Origin of the sequence: Streptomyces sp. NBC_00554, from assembly GCF_041431135.1 — a bacterium.
Classification (GTDB): domain Bacteria; phylum Actinomycetota; class Actinomycetes; order Streptomycetales; family Streptomycetaceae; genus Streptomyces.
The window spans coordinates 8,846,522-8,862,147 of sequence record NZ_CP107799.1 but is presented as its reverse complement, the minus strand read 5'-3'; the positions used below and the strand labels follow the sequence as shown (position 1 = coordinate 8,862,147).

The 15,626-nt window shown below is 70.6% G+C and carries 17 protein-coding genes; 8 read left to right on the top strand and 9 right to left on the bottom strand.

Going from position 1 to position 15,626, the window contains the following annotated elements; genetic code table 11:
• Positions 1–49: 49 nt before the first annotated feature.
• Complete coding sequence (locus tag OG266_RS39245; RefSeq protein WP_371551624.1) at positions 50–457, top strand: CoA-binding protein; 408 nt, start codon at positions 50–52, stop codon at positions 455–457.
• 109 nt (positions 458–566) lie between these two features.
• Positions 567–1,007, top strand: coding sequence for an N-acetyltransferase family protein (locus tag OG266_RS39240; RefSeq protein ID WP_371551622.1), 441 nt, complete (start codon positions 567–569; stop codon positions 1,005–1,007).
• A gap of 4 nt (positions 1,008–1,011) precedes the next feature.
• On the opposite strand, the gene OG266_RS39235 is transcribed toward OG266_RS39240, so the two are convergent.
• Positions 1,012–1,860, bottom strand: coding sequence for an alpha/beta fold hydrolase (locus OG266_RS39235; RefSeq protein ID WP_371551621.1), 849 nt, complete (start codon positions 1,858–1,860; stop codon positions 1,012–1,014).
• A 163-nt stretch (positions 1,861–2,023) separates the two neighbouring features.
• Here OG266_RS39235 and OG266_RS39230 point away from each other — a divergent pair, with 163 nt between their 5' ends.
• The 3 genes from OG266_RS39230 to ppk2 all read left to right on the top strand — a co-directional run bounded on the left by OG266_RS39230 (position 2,024) and on the right by ppk2 (position 4,409).
• Positions 2,024–3,178 (top strand): inorganic phosphate transporter, encoded by a 1,155-nt coding sequence (locus tag OG266_RS39230; protein ID WP_266468271.1) that lies wholly within the window; start codon positions 2,024–2,026, stop codon positions 3,176–3,178.
• An 18-nt stretch (positions 3,179–3,196) separates the two neighbouring features.
• A complete protein-coding gene (locus tag OG266_RS39225; RefSeq protein ID WP_371551619.1) occupies positions 3,197–3,430 on the top strand; it encodes a hypothetical protein in 234 nt (77 codons plus the stop codon).
• Between the two features lie 88 nt (positions 3,431–3,518).
• The gene (gene ppk2 / locus OG266_RS39220; RefSeq protein WP_266468267.1) at positions 3,519–4,409 is read left to right on the top strand and encodes a polyphosphate kinase 2; all 891 of its coding nucleotides are present in this window, start codon (positions 3,519–3,521) and stop codon (positions 4,407–4,409) included.
• Positions 4,410–4,435: 26 nt separating this feature from the next.
• Here ppk2 and OG266_RS39215 read toward each other — a convergent pair whose 3' ends face one another.
• Complete coding sequence (locus OG266_RS39215) at positions 4,436–4,795, bottom strand: metalloregulator ArsR/SmtB family transcription factor (RefSeq protein ID WP_266468265.1); 360 nt, start codon at positions 4,793–4,795, stop codon at positions 4,436–4,438.
• A gap of 62 nt (positions 4,796–4,857) precedes the next feature.
• Here OG266_RS39215 and OG266_RS39210 point away from each other — a divergent pair, with 62 nt between their 5' ends.
• On the top strand, positions 4,858–5,964 hold the full coding sequence (locus tag OG266_RS39210) for a cation diffusion facilitator family transporter (RefSeq protein ID WP_371551617.1): 1,107 nt from the start codon (positions 4,858–4,860) through the stop codon (positions 5,962–5,964).
• 215 nt (positions 5,965–6,179) lie between these two features.
• Here OG266_RS39210 and OG266_RS39205 read toward each other — a convergent pair whose 3' ends face one another.
• Together OG266_RS39205 and OG266_RS39200 are read right to left on the bottom strand one after the other, a co-directional pair.
• A complete protein-coding gene (locus tag OG266_RS39205) occupies positions 6,180–6,737 on the bottom strand; it encodes a YbaK/EbsC family protein (RefSeq protein WP_371551615.1) in 558 nt (185 codons plus the stop codon).
• A 43-nt stretch (positions 6,738–6,780) separates the two neighbouring features.
• The gene (locus OG266_RS39200) at positions 6,781–7,353 is read right to left on the bottom strand and encodes a helix-turn-helix domain-containing protein (RefSeq protein ID WP_371551613.1); all 573 of its coding nucleotides are present in this window, start codon (positions 7,351–7,353) and stop codon (positions 6,781–6,783) included.
• A 93-nt stretch (positions 7,354–7,446) separates the two neighbouring features.
• On the opposite strand from OG266_RS39200, the gene OG266_RS39195 reads away from it, so the two are divergent.
• A complete protein-coding gene (locus tag OG266_RS39195) occupies positions 7,447–8,304 on the top strand; it encodes an EamA family transporter (RefSeq protein ID WP_371551612.1) in 858 nt (285 codons plus the stop codon).
• A 1-nt stretch (position 8,305) separates the two neighbouring features.
• On the opposite strand, the gene OG266_RS39190 is transcribed toward OG266_RS39195, so the two are convergent.
• Positions 8,306–9,103 carry an acyltransferase gene (locus OG266_RS39190; protein WP_266468255.1) on the bottom strand — a complete coding sequence of 266 codons (798 nt, stop codon included), beginning with the start codon at positions 9,101–9,103 and terminating at the stop codon, positions 8,306–8,308.
• 118 nt (positions 9,104–9,221) lie between these two features.
• On the opposite strand from OG266_RS39190, the gene OG266_RS39185 reads away from it, so the two are divergent.
• Positions 9,222–9,755: a gamma carbonic anhydrase family protein gene (locus OG266_RS39185; RefSeq protein ID WP_266468254.1), complete on the top strand. Its 534-nt coding sequence runs from the start codon at positions 9,222–9,224 to the stop codon at positions 9,753–9,755.
• Positions 9,756–9,809: 54 nt separating this feature from the next.
• On the opposite strand, the gene OG266_RS39180 is transcribed toward OG266_RS39185, so the two are convergent.
• The 4 genes from OG266_RS39180 to OG266_RS39165 form a co-directional block, all read right to left on the bottom strand.
• Entirely contained in the window at positions 9,810–10,481 is a 672-nt protein-coding gene (locus OG266_RS39180) for a DedA family protein (RefSeq protein WP_266470910.1), read from the bottom strand.
• Positions 10,482–10,561: 80 nt separating this feature from the next.
• Positions 10,562–12,130, bottom strand: coding sequence for a carboxylesterase/lipase family protein (locus tag OG266_RS39175; RefSeq protein ID WP_371553123.1), 1,569 nt, complete (start codon positions 12,128–12,130; stop codon positions 10,562–10,564).
• On the bottom strand, positions 12,130–14,586 hold the full coding sequence (locus OG266_RS39170; protein ID WP_371551609.1) for a beta-glucosidase: 2,457 nt from the start codon (positions 14,584–14,586) through the stop codon (positions 12,130–12,132). Before OG266_RS39170 ends, OG266_RS39175 begins: the two co-directional genes overlap by 1 nt.
• Before the next feature lie 542 nt (positions 14,587–15,128).
• Positions 15,129–15,581, bottom strand: a complete 453-nt coding sequence (locus OG266_RS39165) for a DUF4442 domain-containing protein (RefSeq protein ID WP_266468250.1) — start codon at positions 15,579–15,581, stop codon at positions 15,129–15,131.
• Positions 15,582–15,626 lie beyond the last annotated feature (45 nt).

Genomic DNA, 15,626 nt, shown 5'->3' with positions numbered 1-15,626 from the left:
GCTGTTGTCGGGCACAGCAGCCCTTGCATGAATCCCACGGAGGCCAAGCGTGTACGGCGACTCAGCAACGATCCGCAAGATCCTCACCGAGCTCGGCGACACCTGGGCGGTCGTGGGCCTGTCCACGAACCAGCGGCGCGCGGCATACGGCGTCGCCGACGTCCTCCAGCGCTTCGGCAAGCGCATCGTGCCCGTCCACCCGAAGGCCGAGACGGTCCTCGGTGAAAAGGGATACCCCTCTTTGGAAGCGATCCCCTTCCAAGTCGACGTCGTGGACGTCTTCGTCAACAGCGCACTCGCCGGTTCCGTCGCCGACGAAGCCGCCGCCATCGGCGCCAAGGCCGTCTGGTACCAGCTCGACGTCATCGACGAAGCCGCGTACGAGCGCACCCGCGCCGCCGGTCTCGACATGGTCATGGACCGCTGCCCCGCAATCGAGATACCGAGGCTCGGCTGACCGGCCCGGCTCGCGGGATGCAACGACTGCTCCGACTGCAAGGACCCTCAACTGCCGTGAGCCGCGAAACCAGTTGACACCGGTCGCCGCTCCCGGGTCTCCTGCTCCGGTGCCCACTCTTCGTATCGAGCAGCCGGACGACGAGTCCCGTCTCAAGGACTGGCAGTACGTCCACAATGTGATCGTCCCGCCCGCCGCGATGTCCCTCGACGACGCACGGAAGCGCGCCGGGCGCTACCGCCTCGAGGTCGCCTATCTCGGCGATGTCCTCGTGGGCTGTACGACGGTGCGTCCGCCCGCGGAAGACACCGCCACCGCCACGGTGATCGCCCGTGTGCTCGCCGAGCACCGCGGGCAGGGCTTCGGCGAGGAGCTCTACGCACGCGGCCTCGGCCAGGCGCGCGAGCTGGGCGCCGAGGTGATCGAGACGTGCATTCTGGCGTCCAACGAGGACGGACTGCGGTTCGCCGAGAAGCACGGGTTCGTCGAGATCGAGCGGTACTCGCTGCCGGGCGAGACGGTCCAATGGATCGACCTGCGGCTGACCTGAGGGGTCAGTGCCCCTGGTCGAGGAACGCGTTGACGGTCTCCGCGAAACGGCCGGCGTCGTCGAGCCACGGAAAGTGACCCGCGCCCGGCAGCACGACCGTCTCGGCCGCACGGAACAACTCGGCGATCGCGTCCGCGACGCGGGGAAGCGGGCCACTGTCCAGTTCGCCCGCGAGGAGCAGGACCCGCGCGTCCCACCCCGCGACGACGGCCCGGGCCCCGGCCGGGTCGAAGGCAGCAGGGGACGCGTACAGCTCCGCGGCCTCTTCGTTGGACTGCTCGACGTCGCTCGCCGCGTGCGCCTGGGCCGCCGTGTCCCAACGGCCGTAGAAGAACGGGGCGACCGCGTCCCAGTCGGCGTCGGTCCCGGAACCGGCCCAGATCCGTTCGTACGACTCGTTCGCATCCGCGAACCAGGGCTCGGCCTTGCGCAGCGCGGCCGCCTCCCGGCGGTGCTCCTCGGTGAAGTCGACACCCAGGGCGCGCGCACGGGCGGTGACGAGCGTCAGGGTGCGCACGCGCCGCGGATACCGGGCCGCGTAGAGAAGGGCGAGGTCGCCGCCCGCCGAGTGCGCGAGAAGATCGACGCGCTCCAGTCCGAGGTGCGCGCGGAGGGCCTCGACATCGGTGACCTGCCGGTCGCAGCGGTACGTCGCCGGGTCGGCCGGGATGCCGGAGGCGCCGGTGCCCCGCAGGTCGAGCACGATCAGCCGACGGTGCCTCGACAGTCCGCCGAGATCGCCGAGGTAGGCGGAGGCGCGCATCGGGCCACCGGGGACGCAGAGCAACGGCTCACCCTCGCCCATGACGTGATAGGCGAGTTCGGTCCCGTCGGGAGCGGTGAAGGCAGGCATGCCCCCATCCTGACGACCAGTTGACGATCACGGCAAGCGATTGGCCGGCGACAGCGTGACCTGGTCCGATCCGACCGCAAACACACGCTCACCTTTACACCGCCATACGTAGGCTTTGCCTCCGGTTCGCCATGTGTACAGCTGCGATTGCTTCCATCGAGGAATGGACCACATCACGTTCCTCGTGGCGGTCGTCATCGTCACGGCGCTGGCATTCGACTTCACCAATGGGTTCCACGACACGGCGAACGCGATGGCCACGTCCATCGCCACAGGTGCGCTCAAACCGAGAACAGCGGTCCTGATCAGCGGAGTTCTGAACGTCGTCGGGGCCTTCCTCTCCACCGAGGTCGCCAAGACCATCTCCGGCGGCATCGTCGACGACACACTGGTCACACCGGGCATGATCTTCGCGGGGCTGGTCGGAGCGATTCTGTGGAATCTGATGACCTGGCTCGTCGGGCTTCCCTCCAGTTCCTCGCACGCCCTGTTCGGCGGACTGATCGGGGCGGTGTGGGTCGGCGCGGGCGAAAACGGCGTGCACTTCGACATGGTGGTCCAGAAGATCCTGATCCCGGCCGTGGCCTCGCCCCTCGTGGCGGGCATCGCCGCTCTGCTGGCCACCTACCTCGCCTACCGGATCACCGCACGAGCCCGCGAGAAGTCGGTGACCAAGGGGTTCCGCCTCGGCCAGATCGCCTCCGCCTCACTGGTCTCGCTGGCGCACGGCACCAATGACGCCCAGAAGACGATGGGCGTGATCACGCTGACGCTGATCTCGGCGGGGGCGCTGGGCCACGACGCCGGTCCCCCGGTATGGGTGATCGCGTCGGCCGGTCTGGCCATCGGGCTCGGCACCTACCTGGGCGGCTGGCGGATCATCCGCACCATGGGCAAGGGGCTCACCGACATCCAGTCGCCGCAGGGCTTCGCGGCCGAGGCGGCCTCCACGACTGTGATCCTCACCTCCGCCCACCTGGGTTTCGCGCTCTCCACCACGCAGGTCTGCTCGGGCGGCATCCTCGGCGCCGGTCTGGGCAGGCGCCTGGCCGAGGTCCGCTGGGGCACCGCGGGCCGCATGGTGATCGCCTGGCTGGTCACCCTGCCGGCCGCGGCGCTGGTCGGCGGGGTCTCGGCGAGCGTGGTGACGAACGGCGGGACCGTCGGCACCGTGGTGATCGCCCTCGTCGCCCTGGCCGTCGCGGCCGCCATCGTGATCGCCTCGCGCCGCAACCCGGTGAGCGCGAACAACGTCAACGACGCCCACGAGGTCACCATCCGCAGCGCGACGCCGGCCGATGTCGGCGCGGCCGCCTAACCACGGAGATTTCTGGACATGAATGTCGACTGGAGCGCACTCGGCGAGGTTGCCGCGGTGAGCACGGGAATTACCGTCGGAGTGGTCGTCGTCTTCGCCCTCGGCGTGCTGGGCCTCGCCCGGGTCGAGTCCGCGCGCGATGGCGACGGCGGCACCGACACCCTGGGGTTCGCCCAGGCCGGGCTCTGCTTCCTGGCCTGCGCGGCCGTGGTGGCGTACGGAATCTACCTGATCGTGCCGCAGTTCCACTGACACCGGAACTGACGCACGGAACTGTCGCCCGGCACTGAAGCCGGGCACTGGCACCGACACTGACGCACCGGGAGAAGGGAAGGCTGACATGACGCCACTGATGGCGGGGATGCGGGTCGACTACAGCGACCACGACGACCCCGTACTGATCCGCCCTGACGGCAGCCCGGTCGACACCTGGCGGGAGAACTACCCGTACCCGCAGCGCATGGAGCGCAAGGAGTACGACTGGCACAAGCGGCTCCAGCAGATAGAACTGCTGAAGCTGCAGAGCTGGATAAAGGAGTCCGGGCGACGGCTCGTCATCGTCTTCGAGGGACGGGACGCGGCAGGCAAGGGCGGCACGATCAAGCGGTTCACCGAGCACCTCAATCCGCGTGGTGCGCGGGTGGTCGCCCTTGAGAAGCCGACCGAGCGCGAGCGCGGCCAGTGGTACTTCCAGCGGTACGTGGAGCATCTGCCGACCGCGGGCGAGATCGTGATGTTCGACCGGTCCTGGTACAACCGTGCCGGAGTCGAGCGGGTCATGGGCTTCGCCACGGACGACGAGTACCGGCGCTTCATGCGACAGGCGCCCGCTTTCGAGCGGATGCTGGTCGACGACGGCGTGGACCTGATCAAGTTCTGGTTCTCGGTCTCGCAGGGCGAGCAGCGCACACGATTCACGATCCGCCAGGTGGATCCCGTACGGCAGTGGAAGCTCAGCCCGATGGACCTGGCCTCGCTGGACCGCTGGGACGACTACACCGCCGCCAAGGTCGCGATGTTCCGCGAGACGGACACCGAGCAGGCGCCCTGGACCGTGGTGAAGAGCAACGACAAGAAGCGGGCCCGCGTCGAGGCCATGCGCAGCGTCCTCGCCCGCTTCGACTACACCGACAAGGACGAGGAGGTCGTCGGCAGCCCCGACCCGAGCGTCGTGGGCGAGGCGGCGAACCTGCTGGAGGAGGGCGAGGACGACACGGCCCACGTCTTCTGACGCCGACGCCGACCCGGTCGTGGCGCTCAGTCGTGAGCCGGGCGGTCGTTGATGCGGTGGTCGGCGAGGCTCAACGCCTCGTCGACAACCCGGCGCAGATGGCCGTCGCCGAGTGAGTAGATCACTCGGCGGCCTTCTTTGCGGGTGTTCACGAGCCCGGCGAGACGGAGCCGGGCCAGGTGCTGGCTGACCGCGGGCCGAGCGGCTCCACACGCTTCCGTGAGTGTCGTGACGTCCGCTTCTCCGCCGGTCAGGGCATGGAGCAGGGCGAGGCGGGTCCGGTCGCCCAGGAGGGCGAGGAGTTCTGCCGCGAGCGCGAACTGGTCCTCGTCAGGGGTGCGCGGGTGCGCATCATGTGCAGGTGATAGGTGCATGCGTGCGCTCATACGCACATAATGGTCCCGTGGACACCGCCGCGTCCACTCCCGCGCGCCCGAAGGGGACCCACGTGAGCGACGAGCACACCCACGGCCACTCCCACGAACACCATTCGCCGCCCGGCCGCAGTCGCGACCACGACCACAACTCGCCGCAGGGCCACAAGCACGATCACGGCCACCCCCACCGCCACCGCCCCTGGCACCGCCTGCGCCACCTCCTCACCCCCCACTCCCACGAAACCGCCGACAAACTCGACCCCGCCCTGGAGTCGTCGGCCCGAGGCATGCGCGCCCTCTGGGTCTCGCTGATCGTTCTCGGGGCAACTGCCGCCGCGCAGGCGGTCGTTGTCGTACTCTCGGGGTCGGTCGCCCTGCTCGGCGACACGGTGCACAACGCCGCCGACGCCCTCACCGCCGTACCACTCGGGATCGCCTTCGTGCTGGGCCGCCGCGCGGCGACGCGGCGCTTCACTTACGGCTACGGCCGGGCGGAGGACCTCGCGGGGATCGTGATCGTGCTGACGATCGCCGCGTCCGCCGCCTTCGCGGCCTGGACGGCGGTCGACCGGCTGCTGAACCCCCGGCCGCTGCACCACATCCCGGTCGTCGCCGTTGCCGCGGTCATCGGCTTCCTCGGCAACGAGTGGGTCGCCCGCCACCGCATCCGCGTCGGCCGCGAGATCGGCTCCGCCGCGTTGGTGGCGGACGGACTCCACGCCCGTACGGACGGATTCACCTCACTGGCCGTCCTGGTGGGCGCGGGCGGCGCGGCGCTCGGCTGGCAACTCGCCGACCCGCTGGTGGGGTTGGCGATCACGGCCGCGATTCTGCTGGTGCTGCGCGACGCCGCGCGCGAGGTGTTCCGGCGCGTGATGGACGCGGTCGATCCGGCAATGGTCGACCGAGCCGAGGAGGCGCTTCGGGAGGTGCCGGGCGTGCGCGGGGTGGGTGAGCTGCGGCTGCGCTGGATCGGGCACCGGCTGCGCGCCGAGGTCGCGGTCGTGGTCGACGGCGAGGTGAGCGTACGCCGGGCCCACGACATCGCCGTCGAGGCCGAACACGCCCTGCTGCACGCCGTACCCAAGCTCACCGCGGCCCTGGTCCACGCCGATCCGACCCCGGCACCGGGCGAGAGCGACCCTCACCTGACGCTGGCACATCACAGCACCGCCTGACCCGCCACCAAGCCCCTCCAGCAGCACGACAAAGGCCTCGCCCCGCGCCAGGCGATGGCGACCCTCACCTGACGCCGGCACATCACACCACCGCCTGACCCACCGTCAGGCAACACCACGCCCTCCCGCACCACCACATTCGGCAGCACCACAAAGGCGCCCGCCCTGCACCGGACGAGCCCGGCCCCACCTGACACAGGCACATGACACCACCGTCAGGCGACGCCGAGCCCATCCAGCACCACCACATTGGGCAGCTCCGCGAACGCCTTGCCCGGCACCAGGAGTTTCCCGCGTCGCCGTCCGCTTCCGACCAGCACGTACGGCAGGTCGACTACCGCCGAGTCGACCAACACCGGCCAGTCGCCGGGGAGTCCGATGGGTGTGATGCCGCCGTACTCCATGCCGGTCTCCCCGGTCGCGATGTCCATCGGTGCGAACGAGGCTTTGCGGGCGCCGAGTTGGCGGCGGACGACGCCGTTGACGTCGACGCGGGTCGCGGAGAGGACGACACACGCGGCGAGCGTGGTCTCGCCGCCGCGCTTGCCGGCGACGACCACGCAGTTGGCGGACTGGTCGAGCAGTTCCTTGCCGTAGTGCTCGACGAAGGTGGCGGTGTCGGCCCAGTCGGGGTCCGTGTCGACGTAGACGATCCGGTCGGCGGGGATGTCTCCGCGCCAGTCGCGTACGGCGTCGGCGACCGGGCCGATGAGTTCGCCGAGGCAGTCGGGGGCGGGTGTGGCGTGGTCGAAGTCTCCGATGGGTGCGCGCATGACGGCACGCTAACAGCCGTGCCCGAGCGCCCGGTCGGGTGTCTCAGTGCACGCCCGGCACCGACACCGTCATGATCATTTCCATCGGCACATCGCCGTCATTGCCATACGTGTGAGGGGTGTTGGCCTCGAACGAGGCGCTGGCGCCCGCCGGGACGCGGTGTTCGGCGCCGTCGACGGTGAGGGTCAGCTCGCCCTCCGTGACATGGATGAGTTCGACGGTGCCGGTGGGGTGCGGGTCGGAGGGGCTGCCCTCGCCCGGCATCAGCCGCCAGTCCCACATCTCCAGCGGTCCCGGCGCCTCGGTGCCCGCGAGCAGCCGGTTGTAGCTGCCGGCGTCGGTGTGCCACAGCCGTACGGCCTGGTCCGCCGGGACGATCCGGACCTTGGGACCCTGCTCGTAGTCCAGGAGGGTCGTGATGCTGATGCCGAGCGCGTCGCCGATCTTGACGACGGTGCCGAGGCTGGGGTTGGTCCTGGCCTGCTCGATCTGGATCAGCATGCCGCGGCTGACTCCGGCGCGGGCGGCGAGCGTGTCCAGGGTGAAGCCGCGCTCGGTGCGCCAGCGCTTGACGTTGCGCGCCAGGGACTGGGTCAGGAGGTCGAGGTCCGACACATTCCGTCCAATATTTTGAATGACAGAGTTCAATACAGTGAACTATCGTGTAGTGCACCGGATCGTTCACCGAACTGTACTGCGAGGCACCCCGTGACAGCACTCTTCGCCCTGGCCACCAGCCTCCTGTGGGGCATGGCCGACTTCGGCGGAGGGCTGCTGACCCGACGTATGCCCGCCCTCACGGTGGTCGTCGCCTCGCAGACGATCGCGGCCACCGTCCTTGGCACGGTCGTGCTCGCCACCGGCGGCTGGAGCGAGGCCGGCCCGCAACTGTGGTTCGCGGTGGCCGCGGGCCTGGTCGGTCCGGTCGCGATGCTCGCCTTCTACAAAGCGCTGGCCCTCGGCCCGATGGGCGTCGTCTCGCCGCTCGGCTCGCTGGGCGTCGCCGTGCCGGTCGGCGTGGGCCTGGTCCTCGGCGAGCGCCCGGGGCTGCTCCAGTTCGCGGGTATCGCGGTCGCCGTCGTGGGCGTCCTGCTGGCGGGCGGTCCGCAGCTCAGGGGCGCCCCGGTGCAGCGGCAGGCGGTACTGCTCACTCTCCTCGCCGCCTTCGGCTTCGGCGCGGTGATGTCGCTGATCGCGGAGGCCTCGACGAGCCTCACCGGCCTCTTCCTCGCCCTGTTCGTGCAGCGCGTGACCAATGTGGCGGCGGGCGGCACCGCCCTCTTCGTCTCCGTGAAGCGCGGCGCCCGGGCCCTCCCCGAGGGCGGTTTCCCCTGGGCCCTGCTCCCCGCGCTCGCCTTCGTAGGCCTCGCCGATGTCGCGGCCAACGGCACGTACTCCATCGCCGCCCAGCACGGCCCGGTCACCGTCGCCGCCGTCCTCGCCTCGCTGTATCCGGTGGTCACGGCCCTGGCCGCGCGCGGCATCCTCAGCGAACGGCTGCGCGGCGTCCAGGCAGCGGGCGCGGGCCTCGCCCTGGTCGGCACGGTCCTGCTGGCGACGGGCTGAGTCAGGTCTCGGTGCGTACGTCCCCGGGCGCGCCCTGAGACTCCAGGTCCAGCTCCGCCAGACGCGCCGCCGTCTCCTCGTCGAGCCCCGACAGCGCCGACAACTGCTCCGGCGTCACCCCGTCGGGGATCGGCACCGGCGCCGGCGTCCGCAGCGGCGGCTGCCACCCGTTCACCGGGTCCCAGCGCCGTACGACCCGTGCGGGAGCGCCCGCCACGACCGCGTGGTCCGGCACCTCACCTCGTACCACCGCACCGGCCGCCACCACCACGTTCCGCCCGATCCGCGCACCCGGCAGGATCACCGCCCCGGTCCCGATCCAGCAGCCCGGCCCGATCTCCACCGGTTCCATCCGCGGCCACTGCTTCCCGATGGGCACCTGCGGATCGTCGTACGAGTGGTTCGTGGACGTGACGTACACATACGGCCCGAAGTAGCAGTCGCTGCCGATCGTGACCGTCGTGTCGGCGATGACGTGACTGCCGCGGCCCAGCACCACACCGTCGCCGATGCGCAGGATCGGGTCGGGTCCGAGGTCGAGGTCGGGCATCAGACCGGCGGTCAGTGTGACCTGTTCGCCGACGATGCAGTGGGAACCGAGGTGGATCCAGGGTTCGCCGAAGACCGTGCCGAGCGGGAAGGCCAGCCTGGTACTCGTTCCTATCGCGCCGAAGCGGAGCCGTCCCGGGTGTTCGGCCGTCACCGCACCCGTGCGCTGCACCCAGGCCCAGCCCGCGTGGACGGCACGCTGAGCGAGGTGGCGCCGCCATGATGAGAACGTGTTCTTGCTCGTGGGCACCCGCTCACGGTACTCAGCACCTCGTGCGCCGATGAGGTCGTACGGCTGTGATCTTCGCCCCACCCGGCCCGGCACCGATGGCATACGGTGCCGGAGTACCGACGAGGAGGAGACGGTGATGACGCAGCAGGCGCTGATCGCGGGGATCGGCGGCAAGGATCCGAAGGTGGACCAGGATGCCTTCGTGGCCCCGATGTCCGTGGTGATCGGCGAGGTGACCCTGCACGCGGGGTCAAGCGTCTGGTACGGCGCGGTGCTGCGCGCCGACGGTGGTCCGATCGTCGTCGGCGCCGACAGCAACATCCAGGACAACTGCACGCTCCACGTCGACCCGGGCTTCCCCCTCACGGTCGGCGAGCGCGTTTCCGTCGGGCACAACGCCGTGATCCACGGCGCCACCGTCGAGGACGACTGCCTGATCGGGATGGGCGCGACGGTCCTCAACGGCGCGGTGATCGGCGCCGGTTCACTGGTGGCCGCGCAGGCGCTGGTGCCGCAGGGCATGCGGGTGCCCCCTGGCTCGCTGGTCGCGGGTGTACCCGCCAAGGTCAAGCGGGAGCTGACCGACGAGGAGCGCGAGGGCATCTCGCTGAACGGCGCCTGGTACGTGGAGCGGGCGAAGACGCACCGCGCGGTGCACGAGGAGAAGTGACCGGGTCCGGCCCGGCGTGAACCGGGCCGGTCTGCTGGTCTGGTCCGGTTCGAATCAGTCGGCGGCGGGTGCCGGGACGGCGCCCGGCTCGGCCGCCTCGCGTTCGGCCGCCTCGTGCTGGGCCGCCGCCTTCTTCGCCTTGCGGCGCACGACCAGCATCGAGGCGAGCCCGATGAGCACCGCGGCGACCAGACCGAGGTACGAGAAGCGCTTGAGCCAGTCCTCGGCGACCACGCCCACGTAGTAGATGACCGCGGTGGTGCCGCCGGCCCAGATGATCCCGCCGAGGACGTTGGCGATCAGGAACTTCCAGTACGGCATCTTCAGCACGCCCGCGAGCGGGCCCGCGAAGATCCGCAGCAGGGCGACGAAGCGGCCGAAGAAGACGGCCCACATGCCCCACTTCTCGAAGGACCGCTCGGCCGTCGCGATGTGCGCCTCACCGAAATGCTTGGGGAACTTGGCGCCCAGCCAGGCGAGCAGTGGTCGTCCGCCCTTGCGGCCGATGGCGTAGCCGATGGAGTCACCGACGATCGCGCCCACGGTGGCGCACGCACCGAGGATGACCGGGTTGATCCCGCCGTGCTGCGAGGAGAGCAGCGCCGCGGAGACCAGGATGATCTCGCCTGGCAACGGGATGCCCAGGCTCTCCAGGCCGATGACCAGCCCCACCAGTGCGTAGATGGCGACCGCGGGCACCGTCTCGAGCCATTCCTGGACGTGCAACGCCGGATCCTCCCGTTCGCGTACCTGCATTCCCGGCGTGCGCGCGAAGCGAGCCGCGCGCACGCCGGGAAGCCTACCCGTCAGCGGAGTACGGCCGCGTCCCACAGGTCGCACTGGTGTTCCTGATGGACGGTCGCGCTCAGGGAGTTCCCGCCCCCGGACGCGGTCCGCAGCGAGAGCACCAGCTCGGAGCGGTCGGGCATCGCGGGCTGTCCGTCCGCACGCGGCACGCCTCCGCGGATGAAGGACCCCCAGTACTGCACCATCTGCCGCGACAGCACCCGCTGCTCGGCGTTCAGCGGCGTCTCGAGCCCGAAGTGCTTGAAGAGGTACTGCACCTCGTTGACATGCGTCGCCCCGAAGTCGAAGTCCGTGTCCAGCTCGCGCAGGGAGGCGAAGGGCGGGGAGGTGCGGTCGGCGAACTCGTACGAGTAGACCGGGCCGCGGGTCGCGAGGGCGCCGTTCAGCCGGAGCGCAGGGCACGCCATCAGGTAGTCGCCGAAGGCGGTGCCGTAGGCGATGGTCGGAGAGGGGTAGCCGGCGAGCGGGTAGCGCTGGATCACCCGTTCACCCAGGTCAGCGCCCCAGGCGTCCGTCACCACGGCCGGATACCGCTCGGCCGTGAGAGGCGTCCCGCCCGCGTCGAACTGGGCGAAGGCGAACATCCGGCCCTCGTCCTTGTTCGCCCCGTTCAGTACGGGAACCCCGGAGGCCGCGCCTTTCGCGTACGCCTCGAAGGGCTGCACGGGCAGGAAGTCGCCGCCGACCACGGGACCCCAGTCGAAGCCGGCCTGCGCCGCGAGGATCTCGGCGGAGGACTTGCCGCGCAGACACGCGAGCGAGAGATCGGCGCAGCCCACCTTCTTCGCGAAGGCCGCCCCGGATTCGACCGCCGGCCCGTGGGTGCGCGCCGCGCAGTTCGCGTAGGCGCCGCTCTCGACAATTCCCGCGCGGTACAGGTCCTTTGAGGTCGGCGAGGCCATCTGCGTACAGACAGAGCGGCCGCCGGCCGACTCGCCCGCGATGGTGACGCGGCCCGGATCACCCCCGAAGCGGCCGATGTTGGAGCGAACCCAGCGCAGCGCGGCCTGCTGGTCGAGCATGCCGAAGTTGCCGGAGACCCCGTCGCGCGCCTCGCCGTCGAGTCCTGCCGTGGCGAGGAAACCCATCGCGCCGAGGCGGTAGTTGACGGTGACGACGACCGCGCCGGTCTGCCGGGCGAAGGTGTCGGGCACGATGTCCTCACCGGCGCCCGCGGTGAGCCCGCCGCCGTGCAGCCAGACCATCACCGGACGCCGTCCGGCGCCTTCGGGGACGTACACATTGAGGTCGAGGCAGTCCTCGGTGTGGCTGGGCTGTTCGTAGCCGGGGTCCCAACTCGCCGTCTGGACACACCGGTTGCCGAAGTCCCGTGCGGTACGCACACCTTTCCACGGTTCAACGGGCTTCGGGTTCTTCCAGCGGAGGCCCCCGACGGGCGGCTGCGCGTACGGAATTCCGAGGAACTGCCGCCCCTCGGCGGTGGTTTCGCCACGGACCCAGCCCGCGTCCGTTCGCACGAGAGCGTGCGGCCTGCCCCCGGCCTGGGCGGGCGCCGAGACGGCGAGAACGGCCGCGAGGGCGGTGAGCCCGACGAGCAGTCGACGCATCACGCACTCACCTCAGCGGTCGTCCGCAGCCGCAGATCCCGCGACGACGCCCCCACCCACAGGGTGCGGCGCCCGGTGCCGAGCACCCAGTCGTGCCGCTTCGTGTCCCAGGAGGAGAGCGTGCGCCGCTCGACGACCACGGTGACCCGGCGCCGCTCCCCCGCCCGCAGCGTGAGCCGCTGGTATCCGCCCAACACCCGCACCGCCTGGTCGAGTTGCAGATCCGAAGACGGGCCGACGTAGACCTGCGGGACCCCGACGCCCTCGCGCCGCCCGGTGTTGCGCACGGTGAAGCTCGCTTCGAGGCCGCGACGGGACCGGCGTACGCGCAGGTCGTCGTATGCGAAGGAGGTGTACGACAGTCCGTGCCCGAAGGGGAACAGCGGGCGCACACCCTCGGCGTCGTACCAGCGGTAGCCGGCGTGGATGCCCTCCGAGTACTCCTCCGTGCCGTCGACGCCCGGATAGCGGCGCGGGTCGCCGGCGACCGGGTGGTGGTCGTCGTCCACCGCGAAGGACTGGGTGAGGCGTCCGCCGGGATCGCAGTCGCCGAACAGGACGGCGGCGGTGGCGGCCGCGCCCTCCTGGCCCGGGTAGTACATCTGGAGCACGGCGGCCGTACGCCGCAGCCAGGGCATGGAGGTCGAGGAGGAGGTGTTGAGGACGACGGTCGTACGGGGGTTCACCGCCGTCACCGCCTCGATCAGCTCGGACTGGTGGCCCGGGAGCGCGAGGGTCGTACGGTCCTGGCCCTCCGTGGCGTCCTCGTAGGCGAAGAGGACGACGCTGTGCGCGGCGCGCGCGGCTCGGACCGCCTCGGCGACGTCCTGCGCGCGGGTCGCGCCGGTGCTGCGCCGCAGCCGGAAGAGCTGCCCGCCGGTCCCGCCCTTCGCGGTGATCTCGATCTTGTGCGCGCCCTTGGCCAGGTTCAGCGTCTTGCGGCGCACGGACAGGCCGTCGGGGGCGGCGGTGACGAGTCCGCCCTGGAAGAACTCGCCGTACCCGGGCGCGACGGGGAAGAGGTCCTCGCCGTCGACGAACACCTTGGGCCGCTCGCCCGAGTAGTGGATGACGAAGGTCCACTCGTCCGCGTCCGCGACCGTGAGCGTCCCGTCGTACGTCCAGGTCTGCCCGGCGGCGACGCCCTGCGCCTCGGTGTCGACGCCCGCGGTGAGCGCGCCACCGGGAATCGCCTTGCCGAAGAGGTCCTCGCCGAGCGCGTACGACACCTTCGCGCCGCGTCCCGCGCGGGACTTGATGGCGTCGAGGGGACTGTCGGCGCGGTCGGGGACGACATGGGCGCTGCCGCCGCCGCTGACGAACGGGAGGGAGCCGGTGGGGCCGATCACCGCGATGCTGCCGCCGGTCAGCGGGAGGGTCCGGCGCTCGTTGCGCAGGAGTGTCGCTCCCGCCTTGGCGACCTCCAGGGCGACCGCCGCGCCCGCTTCCGGGTCACGGCCGGGGCGGGGCGGGACGCTGCCGTCGAGCAGCCCGAAGCGGTCCATCACCGCGAGGACGCGGCGTACGGCCCGGTCCACGTAGGTCTCGGAGACGCCGCCGTTCTGCACGGCCTTCTTCAACGCGTCCCCGAAGTAGGTGCCGTCCGGCATCTCCATGTCGAGGCCCGCGGTGATCGCTGCCGCGGTGCTGTGGGCGGCGAACCAGTCGGTCATCACCCAGCCCTCGAAGCCCCACCGGTCGCGCAGGACGTCGGTGAGCAGCGCCTTGTTCTCGCAGGCGAAGGTGCCGTTGACCTTGTTGTACGCGCCCATCACCGCGCCCGAGCGGGCCCCGATGGCCGCCTCGAAGCCGCGCAGTTCGACCTCGTGCATGGTCTGCTCGTCGACCCGCACGTCGACGGACATGCGGTCCTTCTCCTGGTTGTTCAGCGCGAAGTGCTTGACGGTGGCGATGAGTCCCTCGCCCTGGATGCCGCGGATCTCGGCCGCGACCAGGTCGCCGGAGAGCAGCGGGTCCTCGCTGAACGTCTCGAAGTTGCGGCCCGCGTACGGGGTGCGGATGAGGTTGACCATCGGGGAGAGCAGCACGTCCTGGCCGAGGGCGCGGCCCTCGCGCCCGATGACCTGGCCGTAGCGGCGGGCGAGCGAGGGATCGAACGCGGAGGCGAGCAGGACGGGGGCGGGCAGGGCTGTCGCGTGCAGGGTGACTCGGACACCGGCAGGGCCGTCGGCGAGGCGGAGCGGGGGGATGCCGAGGCGGGGGACTCCGGGCACGTATCCGGCCTGGCCGAGGGAGGCGGGGTCGGTGGCTCCGTGCAGCAGGGAGATCTTCTCGTCAAGTGTGAGTTTGCTGATCAAACCCTCTACGCGAGGGCCGGCGCCGGATCTGCTCTCCGCATGGGCGAGCGGGGCGGAACCGGTAGTGGCCGCCGCGGCGACCGCGATGGCGCCGCCCAGCAGCCGCAGGGCCGATCGCCGGGAAAAGGTGTGGGACATGAGCCGTCACTCCTTCGGTGCGCGGGCACGTCGTTGTGGACCGCATGTACACGTGCCAACGGCGCTCGCGTTCAGCCCTTGAACGCACTATGCGCCAGAGCCGACTTGACACGCCGTCAGGCACCACGGGTACGGCGCGAAAACTATGACCGGAGGTGACTCGTGTCAATGAAGTGAACAGAAAAGCCGGGCGGCGCGACAAGAAGCGAACGGGACGGGCGGACGGTGGGCCGCCCGTGGCCTCGCGGCGACGCCGGCGGGCTCGTGCGGAGTACGGCTCAGGGGTTGCCCCAGTGGCCTCGGTGACCGGCGCGAACGAAGTGCCGGTGTCCGTCGTACGCGTGTACTCGACGCGGCCCCGTACGACGGCGAGACGCGACCTCAGCCGTCACCACGCTGGTTCGTGCGGCTGTCGAGGGCGTAACCCAACAGGACCCGCGTGCGGGACGGCGAAGTGACCGGTGCAACCCCCGCACTACCGGAGCCCTGGCCAGGCAGTACTGCCGTACTCCCTGGCCAGGGCTCCACGCATGACGCTCGGCTCAGCTGTTCGGGCGCAGCGTCCAGACGACGGTCATCTCGCCGGTCACCGCTCCGTCACCGCGCCGGATGGCGATGGCGACGGGGAACTCGGGACGCTGGCCGGCGTCGAGTTCGGCGATGACGTCGACGGCGGGGCGGCCGAGCGTCGCGGTGGCCGTGACGGGTCCCATCGCGAGCTTCTTGTACGCGATTTCGGCGCTGACGGCGAGCGGCACGGCGCGCGACAGCTGCTCCCCGAACGCGGCGAGGACGATCGCCCCGCTCGCCGACTCCCCCAGCGTGAACATCGCTCCGGCGTGCGGCCCGCCGACATGGTTGTGGTAATCGCCCTGGTCCGGAAGGGCCACCACGGCCTTCTCCGGCGTGGTCTCCACGAACTCGAGGTTCAGCGTCCGGGCCATCGGCACGGTGGCGGCGAGCATCTCGCCGATCGACATCTGGTCTGCGCTCATAACCAGCATGTTACCCACGAGTAGCAATTCTTGACCAGTACCGGT